Below are 12,807 nucleotides of genomic sequence, written 5' to 3' on the forward strand. Positions count from 1 at the left end.
CCACCCATCAATTTGATGAATGGAATTTTGTAAGCTATTATTTAGTCACTGAAAAAGTAAATTTATCATCAACGAGGCCAATCTGCACAGTATTACCTTCTTTTACTGTACCCTTGATAATTTCCTTGCTCAACTCAGTTTCGACTGTATGTGTGAGCAGACGGCGCAATGGCCGGGCGCCAAAATGAGGATCAAATCCTTTTTCAGAAAGTTTTTCAAGAACTTCGTCTGTCCATTTCAAAGAAATTTTTACTTGTTTTTGCAGACGTTTGTTCAAATTTTCCAAAAGGATAGCCGCAATTTTCTTGACTTGATCTTTTGCCAAACCTTTAAATACTATTATATCATCAACCCGGTTCAAAAATTCCGGACGAAAATAATTTTTCAACAGTTCCAAGACACTGGCCTTAGCCTTGTCAAAATCATTTTCTTCTAATATTTCGTGAGATCCCAGGTTAGATGTCATTATAATTACGGTATTCTTGAAGTTTACCACTCTTCCCTTACCATCAGTCAAACGGCCGTCATCAAGAATTTGTAATAAAACATTAAATATATCTGTGTGTGCTTTTTCAATTTCATCAAGTAGTATCACACTATATGGATGGCGCCGTACAGCTTCTGTCAGCTGGCCGCCTTCATCATAGCCAACATATCCGGGAGGTGCTCCGATAAGACGTGATACTGTATGCTTTTCCATGTATTCCGACATATCAATACGAATCATTGAACGTTCATCATCGAATAAAGCTTCAGCCAGAGTCTTTGCCAGTTCTGTCTTACCTACACCGGTAGGGCCAAGGAATATAAACGAACCTATTGGTCTGTTGGGATCTTTAATACCGGCACGAGCACGTATAATAGCTTCACTAACAGCTTTTACAGCTTCATTCTGTCCAACGACACGTTTATGAAGTTCATCCGACAAATGGATAAGTTTTTCTCTTTCTCCTGTCATCATTTTAGTGACTGGTATACCGGTCCAACGGCTGACTACATTGGCAATATCTTCTTCACCAACTTCTTCTTTCAAAAGTCTGGAATCCTTATTTTCTGTCATTGATTTTTCTTGTGCGACCAGTTCTTTCTGTAAAGAAGGTAATCTGCCATATCTCAATTCCGAAGCCTTAGTCAAATCCCCATCATGTTCAGCCTTGGTCATTTCATGTTTTACGTTGTCAATTTCCTGTTTTATGCCACGAGTACGGGTAATGAGTTGTTTTTCATGTTCCCACTGTTTCTGCAGTTTTGTTTCTTCGGCCTCAGCCGTTTTAATTTCTTCAGCAAGTTTTTGTAAACGCTCTTTCGATGCGTCATCAGTTTCTTTATTGAGGGCTTGTTCTTCAATTTTCATCTGCAAAATCTTCCGACGTACCTCATCAAGCGGTGCCGGCATCGATTCGATTTCCGTACGAAGCTTTGCGGCTGCCTCATCAACTAAGTCAATTGCCTTGTCCGGTAAAAATCTGTCGGAAATATATCTATCAGATAATACTGCTGCAGAAATAAGTGCATTATCACGGATTCTTACACCATGATGAACTTCATAACGTTCTTTTAATCCTCTTAAAATAGAGATTGTATCTTCGACAGTCGGTTCACCAACCATCACTGGTTGAAACCGCCGTTCCAATGCTGTATCTTTTTCAATATATTTACGATATTCGTTTAGAGTAGTAGCCCCAATGCAACGCAATTCACCACGTGCCAGCATAGGTTTTAAAATATTGCTGGCATCCATCGCGCCCTCAGCGGCACCAGCACCAACAACCGTGTGGACTTCATCGATAAACAGCAAAATCTGACCATCAGATTTTGCGATTTCATTTAAAACAGCCTTTAGACGTTCTTCAAACTCACCACGGAATTTAGCACCGGCCACCATCGATCCCAAGTCAAGCGCATAAAGAGTTTTATTCTTTAACGATTCAGGAACATCACCGGCAACAATCCGCCGCGCCAGTCCCTCAACTATTGCAGTTTTACCGACACCTGGTTCCCCAATCAATACTGGATTGTTTTTCGTACGGCGTGACAAGATCTCGATTGTCCGACGAATTTCTTCGTCACGGCCGATGACAGGATCAAGCTTTCCCTTCCGCGCTGCTAAAGTCAAATCACGGCCATACTTTTCCAAACTTTTGTATTCACCCTCAGGATTATCAGAATTGACGTTGTTTTTTCTATTATTTTTGATAACTGATTGTATTTTAGTTTTATTCAAGCCAAATTCCCTGCAAATTTTCTGAACAGAATCGTCAGCATCATCGACTATAGCCAATAAGAGATGTTCTGTGCTTATATAATCATCCTTCATACTATCAGCAATTTGACGAGCCCGTCCCAGCACACGGGCCAGTTCCACACTCATCGACAGACGGTCTTGTCCCTTTACTGCCGGTATCTTATTTAACTCTTGTTCAAGACGTACTTTGAGCATCGGTAAATCTGTTTTGCATTCATCAAAAATCGTAGAAAGCAACCCTTCCGGTTCTTTGACAAGTGCAAGTAAAACATGTGCTGTAGTTATCTCCTGATGATAATGCATAGCCGCATTTTGCTGGGCACTTTGTAATGCGGTTAAAACTTTTTGTGTATATTTTTCTTCTGCCATAATATAAAACCTCCTGATCAATTAAGATCAAAATTCTGTTTGCATTTTTATGTTTAATTTGATTACAAGCTCATTATAATCAATAAAAGTCAAAAAGTCAAATATTATTTTGACTTTTATTGATTATAGACATTAGTCATTTATGATACAGAGATAGACAAATATCGAAAAATTAAAAGGTATAATAATAATTTCACAGAAATAATTATCAAGAGAATTTTTATTACACAGCTGTTTAAATAAAGTGCAAAGGAGAATGAGAATGTATAATTTATTGATTGGTGGTGCAGCGGGACAAGGTGTTGATACAACTGCGGCGATTTTGGAAAAATCTTTCAAAGCATCAGGGTATAATGTTTTTAGCGTTAAAGATTTCATGTCACGTGTTCGCGGTGGTCATAATTTTTCCTTAATAAGATTCGGTACAACCGAAATAGTTTCGCATAGCACTATTATAGATGGAATAATCGCACTCGATGATGATACTGTCAGACTTCATAAGGATAGACTGAAAGCATCCGGTTTTATTCTTTGTGATATAAAATTGCAAACAACTGATAAACGAGCCATAAAGATAAATATGACACAAATGGCTAAAGAAATTGGTAATCCCCGTGTAGCTGGCAGTATATTAGTAGGCGCAATATTAAAACTATTTGATGAATCCCTTGCTCATATCGAAAAGGTATTAAAGACCTCAGTTAAGATAGATTATCTTCCAATGAATAATGCAGCCGTCAAAGCCGGGTATAATGCAGTCAAAAAACATTTCTCCCATATAAATGGAAACTATGCCGGACATATGTTGATATCAGGAACGGAAGCAGTGGCAATGGGTGCTGTTGCAGCAGGTTTAAAATTTTATTCAGCATATCCAATGTCTCCTTCAACAGGTATAATGGAAGCATTAGCTGCAAAAAGCAATAAAGCTGAAATCGTCGTTGAACAGGCAGAGGATGAAATTGCTGCTGTAAATATGGCCATAGGTGCTTCCTATGCAGGAGCATGTTCCATGACGGGGACGTCGGGCGGTGGCTTTTCCCTGATGGTAGAAGCTTTAGGACTTTCCGGTATAGCTGAAATTCCTTTGGTAGTTATCGATGTCCAACGCCCCGGGCCAGCCACTGGCCTACCTACCAGAACAGAGCAAAGCGATTTATTATTTGTTAAATCAGCTTCACAAGGAGAATTTCCACGCATGGTCATTGCGCTGCGTAATGCCCAAGATGCCTTTTACCAAACTATGCGGGCTTTCGATATAGCTGAGCGATATCAAATGCCGGTCATCTTGCTTAGTGATCAATATCTTGGGGACGCCTTATCTACAGTTGAACTTTTTGACCCCCAGCGTATCAAACCGGCAAAACCTCTATTTTCATACACGGGTAAAAATGAATATTTACGCTATGCTTACACAAAAAGCGGCATATCACCGCGGCTTATACCAGGAAAAAGTGATCAAGTCGTAATTATTGACAGTGACGAACATGATGAACAAGGGCATATCACCGAATCAACCGAAGTCAGAACGCAAATGGTCAATAAACGTATGAAAAAACTTACCGGATTATATCATGAATTAATAGAACCCGATTTTATCGGCAATAATGATTTTTCAATATTACTATTAGGATGGGGGTCCATCTGGGGGCCATTAAAAGAGGCTGTAGACCTGCTAAACCAAAATACGTCAAAAAAATATGCTGCATTGATATTTGGCGATATATATCCACTGCCGACTAAACTTTTAAAGGAAAAAGCCAATCAAGCCGACTCTATTATAAATGTCGAACAAAATGCCACAGGCCAGCTGGCTAAATTGATACGGGAAGAAACCAGTATCACTATTGATAACAGCATATTAAAATACGACGGCAGACAATTATCCGGTGAAGAGATAGCCCGGCAGATAATGGGGAGGGACGTATTATGAATAACAAATTTTGCACGTATGAAACAGCTTGGTGCCCGGGCTGTGGAAATTTTGCTATTATTGACTGCTTAAAAACAGCCTTGACAGAACTGGGGAAAAAACCATCGGAAGTTTTAGTGGCGGCAGGAATAGGACAAGCTGCCAAAACACCTCAATATATAAATGCCAATGCTTTTTGCGGACTGCATGGCAGATCCCTGCCGGCGGCGGCTGCTGCTAAGATTGCCAATGAAAATCTGACCGTCATCGTCAATACCGGTGACGGTGATTCCTACGGTGAAGGTGGTAATCATTTTTTGCATAATATCCGCCGCAACATAGATATTACTCATTTTGTCCATGACAACCAAATCTATGGACTGACTAAAGGCCAGGCTTCGCCTACTTCGATGCTGGGAATAGTGACAGGCGTCCAAGTAGACGGTAATTTCAACGAACCACTGAATCCGGTTTTACTCGCCATCGCAGCTGGTGCCGGATTCGTTGCCAGAACTTTTTCCGGTCGCAAGGAACACCTTACTAAGATTATGAAAGCAGCTATAAACTATAAAGGATATGCTCTGGTAGATATTTTACAGCCTTGTGTCAGTTTCAATAAAATAAATACCTTTGGCTGGTACAATAAAAGAGTTTACGAGCTACCGTCAGATTATGACAGCGGCAATAAAACTACCGCTATAACAACAGCCATGGAATTTGGTGATAAAATCCCTATCGGTATACTTTATAACAAAGAAAAAACGGTTTATCATAGAAAAAATAAAGTATTATCAGATGGTATACCATTATTGGATAAACCAACATCCCAGTCAGTAGTTCAAGAGTTGCTGCAAAATTATATATAACAGTATTTCTAGTTATAATTGTTTTCTTTTAAAATATGGACTTATAGGCAATAAAAATAAACAAATTTTTTTAGCCTTTTAGCCTTATTAATATTACGTGCCTAAATATTAATAAAATAAAATCAAACAAAATAATTTCTAATATCTTTTGTTGTTCATCGCAACATGAAATTAATAATAAGAACAAACTTGAATAAACCGGCTTTCATATACGAAAGCCGGTTTATTCAAGTAAAATATAGTAGTTTAATATCTTAGTAAAAATATTAGAACACCTGCCTTAATATTAACTAAATCTTATAATTGGGTAATGCCCCGGCCAAATACATAACACCCCGTAGAATTATATATATCATCATACGACGCCAATTGACCTGCTAATCGCTGCGGATTTAAACCATGGACAATTGTCTGAACATTGACCATTTTCATATACCATACCAGAACAAATATTGATATTTTCATATCACTAAAATTTCTAAACACAGCACCACGTTTTACCGCCAGACAATAAGCTATTCCGCCCTTATAAGAAGGAATACGTTCATCTTCGCGGATTTCTAATATATCATCAATATTTCCAGCAAACGCTCCATCTGAAATTTGACAATATTTGCCAATATTGGGAATATCAATGCTTTTATTATTAATACACCACCTCGAACCGCATACAAGATACGTATTACTTTTAGTAACCTTTTTTGTTTTTAATTCATAGCACATTCGATGGCCTCCTTTTCATAACTTTCTTTTATTATAACATAATAATACAGTAATTGGTAAAATTGGTATTATTTTTTTAAAAATTTTCGAAAGGATAAAATCTTGCTACTATTAAAAACCCTGAAAAATTTTGCAATAAAAAAAAGCTTCTCAATAATGAAGAAGCTTTTTTGTTGCGTTTTATTCTCAATATAATATATGGGCTATAACATAACCTACACAACAACCTGTTGCTACACCGATCAATCCAGGTAATATAAAACTATGATTTATTACGTATTTACCAATACGTGTCGTACCCGAACGATCAAATCCAATACAAGCCAAATCGGAAGGATAAGTAGGAAGAACAAAATAACCATAGCAAGCAGAAATAAACGAAATAATAATCAACGGATTGACACCAACGCTCAAAGCCATGGGAACAACAATTGCCAATGCCGCTGCTTGTGAATTAACCAATTTTGATATTAAAAACAGTACTACTGCATAAGTCCAGGGATATTGAGTAACTATCTGGCCCAAAGTCTTTTTAAATCCGGGTAAATAAGCTCCAAAATAGGTTTCAGCCATCCACGCTACACCATAAACTGAAACAACTGCTACCATACCTGATTTAAATACTGAACCATTTGTTACATCATTGACCTTTACTTTACAAACAAGTAAAATAATTGCCGCTATGACAAGCATACATAACTGGATAGTCGGAGTCATAGACAGGGGTTCCCATATTCCCTTGGCATTCGGAACAAGTGGTAATAATTCTTTCGGGAAACTGCCAAACAAAGCAATAACAACAATTCCTGCCAAAAAAATAAATGTAGCTTTATAAGCAGTAGCAGGTAATTTCATACTGGCAACAGATTCTTGCTGTTCTTCATAAATATAAGCCTGTTGTTCAGGATCAGCCAGCTTAGCCTGAAATACCGGATCTTTGTCCAAATCCTTACCACGTTTCAGACTCCATAGACCAGCTACAACCACCCCACAAAAAGTAGCCGGAATGGACACTATTAAAATCTGAACAACACCTAAAGGATGTGATGTATTCGCCAGCATAGCAACCATAGAAACTACAGCGACAGAAGCAGGCGAAGCACAAATCCCCATTTGTGAAGCTACTGAAGCGACTGCCATTGGACGTTCCGGACGAATGTTCTGCTTAATGGCAATATCATAAATAATAGGAAACATCGTGTAAACGACATGTCCTGTACCGCATAAAACAGTAAGAAACCATGTTGTAATTGGAGCCAATACAGTTATTTTCTGTGGATTTTTTCGCAACAGTTTTTCTGCATATTTCAGCATTACATCAAGTCCCTTTGAAGCTTGCAAAAATCCTGAACAAGTGACAACAGCCATAATTGTCAGCATAACATCAATAGGCGGTTTTCCGGGAACCAGTCCGACAACAAAAACGAAGAAAGTTAAACCAATACCTGAAACTGCTGCTAAGCCTAATCCACCAAATCTGACACCAACGACCAAGCAGCCAATTAATACGATAAACCCTAATAATACCATGTGCCCCTCCTAAATAAATAATAATGTTTATTATTAAATCTATATTATTCTATCAATCTGCCTGATTCTAGTCAAATTAAGAAAAACCATGAAAATAAACTTTTAAAATCTCAGTCAGACGGGGATTTACTATAAGGCAAAGATATTATTTCCATTTGATATTGATCATAAGCATCATATAAAATAAATTTAATTAATCATATAATTATTTTATAGCTGATAATAAATAAACCATATAATTGACAGCGCTTGTATTTTATACTATCATTATGAAGATATACAATTAATTAATATTGATACTATTTCCTGGAGGAATGTACGTAAATTATGACCACAAATGAAAAACTTAGAAATATTGCTATAATAGCCCATGTCGATCATGGCAAAACAACATTAGTTGACGCTATGTTAAAACAAAGTCATGTATTCCGTGCCAATGAACAAGTTGCTGAACGTGTTATGGATTCAAATGACTTAGAACGAGAACGCGGCATCACCATATTGTCAAAAAATACGGCTGTCATGTACAAAGGTATAAAGATAAACATCGTTGACACCCCCGGTCATGCTGATTTTGGTGGTGAAGTTGAACGTGTATTAAACATGGTTGACGGAGTGTTATTACTGGTAGATGCTTTTGAAGGTCCGATGCCACAGACTAAATATGTACTGCGTAAGGCATTGGAACAAAAATTAAAACCAATTGTTGTAATAAATAAAATTGACCGTCCTGATCAACGTGTCGATGATGTTTATGATGAAGTACTGGAATTATTTATGGAACTAGGCGCTGATGATGATCAACTGGATTTTCCGGTTGTTTATGCAGCAGCCCGTGACGGTATTGCTAAGCTTTCAATGGACGATGACAGCAAGGATTTAGGGCCTTTAATGGATCTGCTGATCAAAGAAATCCCAGCTCCCCGCGGTGATGCTGACGGACCCTTACAAATGATGGTTACTACACTCGATGCCGATGAATATGTCGGTCGTGTAGCTATAGGCCGGATTATTCGCGGCAGCGCCAGAGAAGGTCAAAATATTATCGTCATAAGCGGTGATGACCAAAGGAAAGCCAAAATCGGCCAGTTATTTGTTTACCAAGGTCTTAAACGTGTACTGGTTCCTAACGCTGAAATGGGTGAAATTGTAGCTGTTACAGGCTTAGGTGATATCAGTATTGGAGAAACCATCGCCGATGCCGAACAACCCGAAGCTTTACCAACTATCAATATTGACGAACCTACACTTTCAATGACGTTTGGTGTAAACACTAGTCCTTTTGCCGGTAAAGAAGGTAAGTTTGTAACATCCCGTCATCTGCGTGACAGACTATTTAAAGAAACTGAAACAAATGTAAGTTTGAAAGTGGAAGAAACAGATTCCGCAGATACCTTCAAGGTATCCGGTCGTGGTGAACTGCATTTGTCTATATTAATAGAAACAATGCGCCGTGAAGGATTCGAACTGCAAATAGGCAAACCGGAAGTTATTTATAAAACTATTAATGAAAAATTATGTGAACCTATTGAAAATCTATCAATAGAAGTCCCTCAAGATTTCATGGGAACTGTCATGGAGTCTTTGGGAACACGTAAGGCTGAGCTATCTAATATGGTTGAATTGTCTGGTTATATCAGAATGGAATTCACCATACCGGCACGTGGCCTTATCGGCTTTAGGTCGGAGTTTTTAACTAATACCAAGGGAAATGGTATCATGAACCATGTTTTCCATGGTTATGCTCCATATAAAGGAGATATTCCCGGACGTGTCCGGGGTTCATTAGTAGCATTTGAACATGGTGAAACTACTGCATATGGTATTTATACACTACAGGATCGTGGTACAATGTTCGTAGCACCTAATCAACAGGTTTATGAAGGCATGATCGTAGGAGAAAACAGTCGTGATATTGATATAGATATTAATCCTTGTAAGAAAAAAAATGTATCCAATATGCGTTCAAGCTCTGCTGATGAAGCAATCAGATTAACACCACCACGCATTCTAAGCCTGGAACAAGCTTTGGAATATATCAATAAAGATGAATTAGTCGAAGTAACACCAGAAAGCATTCGTTTGAGAAAGGCAGTACTCAATCGTCAGCAGCGTGGACGTATGAGAAAAAATACAAAATAATTTATAAAAAAATAAAATCTTTAGAAGGATTTTATTTCTTTATGTAGAATTGCAAATATAACAATCCTATTTCGACAGAAATTAAAACAGGGGGTGAATCTATTGAAGCTGATAAACAAAATAGCAAACATATTAATGCCAATTGAGGAAGAAATCGAGGAATCAGCAGAAAATACCACTTTTACGTCAGACGAAGCGGCAGACAATTTCGCAGGAGAACAGACACAGCCTGGCAGACCGGAATCCTCAGCAGTAAAAATGAACACAGCACCAATATCATCTGCACGTTCCCGTTTATCTGTACGTAAAAATAAATCCACTGACATGCAAATTCTTGTATTCAAGTTAAATTCTTTTGATGAGGTTAAATCCGTGGCCGATGAATTAAAACAAAAGCGCGCCACCCTTGTTAATTATGAAAAAGTCGATGTTGAAACACAAAAAAGAATCTGTGATTTTATCAATGGTGTTTGTTATGTACTGAATGGCGAAGTTAAACGTATATCCAGTACAATGGTATTATATGTCCCGGAAAACATCACTATTGGCAACGGTATTGTCAGAGGGGCCGACGGTATTTTCAGAAATGACCTTGCCAGTTAATTTTTGCTATTATAGCTAGTATGTTTGCAATTTAAAATCGTTTTATTTTTAATAGTTATCTTATAAAAGCCCTGAGAAAATCAGTATTTATTAACCGATTTTCTCAGGGCTTTTATTCATTGATTAATTTTTTATTAAATCTCAATACCGAGTAAATATTTGGCACCTATACCAAGTGCATAGGAAAGTGCTGCTACCCCAAGACTAATAACAGCCATTTCAACAAATTTAGGCCAAAACGCAGCCGTCTGTACAACTGCAATATAAAAATTGAAAAGATATATTATTAATACAACTAACAATAACATAATGACAAATGCTGTCACATAATATTCATCCGGCAGCAATAAATATGGCATAATTAATATTATAACTGTTATAAGATATGCCATACCAGTATATACGCTTGATTTAACAGCATCTTCACTTTGATTTGCTCTTTGTGCCAAATAATTAGATGCTGCCATAGATAACGTAGCAGCCCCACCGGTTATAATAGCTGCCAATGCCACTAATTTAGTATTAGTCAGTGCAAACGTTACACCGGCTATAGTACCCGTTAACTCAACCAATGCATCATTAAGCCCCAATACCATTGAACCTACATATTTTAAACGCTCTTCATTTATCATACTAATAAGCTGATTTTCATGTTTTTCTTCCTGGTCACTGATTTCACGGGCAATTGGAATTTCTGCAGCAATATCATCTAATTCTTTCTTATCAAATTCCTCATTGCGTTCCAATGACTTAATTATGAAAGTTTCTCCCAAAATAAAGAATAAAAATCTATAAAGAAAAATTTTTAAGTAATCTGGTTTTATATCACGATTAGTAAAACTTCTCCAACGTTTATAATGTTCATTTTCAACCTGTGATATTTCCAGTAACACATCTTTATTTTTGCTTTCATGCATTAAAACAGCAATTTTTTTATATAAAATACTTGCCGTTATTTCTGATTTTTGAAATTTTAATATGCGTTTATAATTTTTTTGCGATAATGTCATTTTATCTGCTTTCTTCTAAATATTTTAAAATATCAGCGGCATTGGTATCCGGTTTTACTTTAGGCATAACTTTTTCAATCAATCCCTGCTCATCAATAATATAAGTAGTACGAACCACGCCCATACTAACTTTTCCATAGGCCTTTTTTTCCTGCCAGACATCGTAAGCCTTAATAGCTTGCAAATCCGGATCAGACAACAAAACAAATGGCAGGTTATATTTTTGAACAAATTTTTGATGTGAAGCTTCGCTATCCTTGCTAATGCCAATAACCACTGTCTTTTGTGCCATAAATTCATTATATGTATTAGCAAAAGCGCAAGCCTGTCTGGTACATCCAGGTGTATTATCACGCGGATAAAAATACAATACCACTTTTTGTCCGAGAAAATCAGTTAAATTAAATATTTTACCATTTTTATCAGGCAGTTTAAAATCAGGAGCTCTATCGCCAACCTTTAACATTTTTCATTTCTCCTTTGTAAAAATACCAGATCATACTCTGTTGAAAACTGAGCACAATACACGTATGATAAACAATCAAATTCTTTTAGCTCTGCAATACTGTTCACATTATTTTCCGCAAGCCAGCGAACCATTGCACCTCGCACCATTTTACATTTTATTCCTTTTTCAACAAGATGTCCTTCACATAATTCGGCAAAAATACAATTAAACATTGAAATTTTTGATGGTAAATTGCTGATAAGCATCTTGCTGTACTCTCGTGATGCCAGATTCAAAAGCAAATCATCATTTATCGGACAGTCGTAATTTAATTGCTCTTTCCAATATGCATAAAGGTCCTTAAATCTATCAGTCGGTACTTTAGACTGCATCTCCAGACGATATGGCACAACGCCATCCAAAGGGCGCAGCAAACCATAAAGGCCCGACATTATAAATAAATGCTTATTGATATATTGTAACTGATTTATTTCAAATACACCAGGAGCCATATATTTATACTGAATTCCATCATAAGCCATAATGGCTGGTGTCAAATTATGATATAAATCCATTGTTTTGATTCGTTCATAATTTAATTGAGCAATAGCATCATTACATTTCCACATTTTCTGCAAGTCAGTATAATCAACCTGTTGCAATATAGCTAACAATTCTTTTGCAGCGTTGATAAATAAAGGATAACTGCGTACCGGCAGACTGTCAGTATCAACTACCATTTTTTTAGCCGGAGAAATTATTATCTGCACACTCGCACCATCCATTCGATTAAAATAGTGTAATCATTACTATTACACCTGTATTATAACAAAATAATACTAATACATAAACCTCTTTATAAAAAGGCTGCATGACAAATTAATATTACTTGCCATGCAGCCATGTAAGGGGATATTCCTTATTTTCAGATGAGCTGGGAGGATCAGCTGAAAAATAAG

10 protein-coding genes are annotated in these 12,807 nt (G+C 37.0%); 4 read left to right on the plus strand and 6 right to left on the minus strand.

Annotation, left to right across the window (positions count from 1 at the left end):
- Positions 1-37: 37 nt before the first annotated feature.
- Positions 38-2,614 (minus strand): ATP-dependent chaperone ClpB, encoded by a 2,577-nt coding sequence (gene clpB, locus F8M42_RS07215; RefSeq protein ID WP_182185590.1) that lies wholly within the window; start codon positions 2,612-2,614, stop codon positions 38-40.
- A gap of 262 nt (positions 2,615-2,876) precedes the next feature.
- Here clpB and F8M42_RS07220 point away from each other — a divergent pair, with 262 nt between their 5' ends.
- Entirely contained in the window at positions 2,877-4,547 is a 1,671-nt protein-coding gene (locus tag F8M42_RS07220) for a 2-oxoacid:acceptor oxidoreductase subunit alpha (RefSeq protein ID WP_182185592.1), read from the plus strand.
- Complete coding sequence (locus tag F8M42_RS07225; protein ID WP_182185594.1) at positions 4,544-5,392, plus strand: thiamine pyrophosphate-dependent enzyme; 849 nt, start codon at positions 4,544-4,546, stop codon at positions 5,390-5,392. Before F8M42_RS07220 ends, F8M42_RS07225 begins: the two co-directional genes overlap by 4 nt.
- A 297-nt stretch (positions 5,393-5,689) precedes the next feature.
- On the opposite strand, the gene F8M42_RS07230 is transcribed toward F8M42_RS07225, so the two are convergent.
- Entirely contained in the window at positions 5,690-6,115 is a 426-nt protein-coding gene (locus F8M42_RS07230) for a hypothetical protein (RefSeq protein WP_182185596.1), read from the minus strand.
- Positions 6,116-6,301: 186 nt separating this feature from the next.
- Positions 6,302-7,645: an anaerobic C4-dicarboxylate transporter gene (locus F8M42_RS07235; RefSeq protein WP_182185598.1), complete on the minus strand. Its 1,344-nt coding sequence runs from the start codon at positions 7,643-7,645 to the stop codon at positions 6,302-6,304.
- A gap of 327 nt (positions 7,646-7,972) precedes the next feature.
- On the opposite strand from F8M42_RS07235, the gene typA reads away from it, so the two are divergent.
- Positions 7,973-9,787, plus strand: coding sequence for a translational GTPase TypA (gene typA, locus F8M42_RS07240; RefSeq protein ID WP_182185599.1), 1,815 nt, complete (start codon positions 7,973-7,975; stop codon positions 9,785-9,787).
- A 102-nt stretch (positions 9,788-9,889) separates the two neighbouring features.
- Entirely contained in the window at positions 9,890-10,390 is a 501-nt protein-coding gene (locus F8M42_RS07245) for a cell division protein SepF (protein ID WP_182185601.1), read from the plus strand.
- A 134-nt stretch (positions 10,391-10,524) separates the two neighbouring features.
- Here F8M42_RS07245 and F8M42_RS07250 read toward each other — a convergent pair whose 3' ends face one another.
- From F8M42_RS07250 to yaaA, 3 genes are read right to left on the minus strand one after another with little or no spacing between them, the layout of a single operon-like run.
- Positions 10,525-11,400 (minus strand): VIT1/CCC1 transporter family protein, encoded by an 876-nt coding sequence (locus tag F8M42_RS07250; RefSeq protein WP_182185603.1) that lies wholly within the window; start codon positions 11,398-11,400, stop codon positions 10,525-10,527.
- 1 nt (position 11,401) lies between these two features.
- Positions 11,402-11,866: a thioredoxin-dependent thiol peroxidase gene (bcp, locus tag F8M42_RS07255; RefSeq protein ID WP_182185605.1), complete on the minus strand. Its 465-nt coding sequence runs from the start codon at positions 11,864-11,866 to the stop codon at positions 11,402-11,404.
- Positions 11,860-12,618 (minus strand): peroxide stress protein YaaA, encoded by a 759-nt coding sequence (gene yaaA, locus F8M42_RS07260; protein ID WP_182185606.1) that lies wholly within the window; start codon positions 12,616-12,618, stop codon positions 11,860-11,862. The genes bcp and yaaA overlap by 7 nt, the downstream gene beginning before the upstream one ends.
- Between the last annotated feature and the right edge of the window lie 189 nt (positions 12,619-12,807).

It is taken from the genome of Pectinatus frisingensis, assembly GCF_014076555.1.
Taxonomy (GTDB): domain Bacteria; phylum Bacillota; class Negativicutes; order Selenomonadales; family Selenomonadaceae; genus Pectinatus; species Pectinatus frisingensis.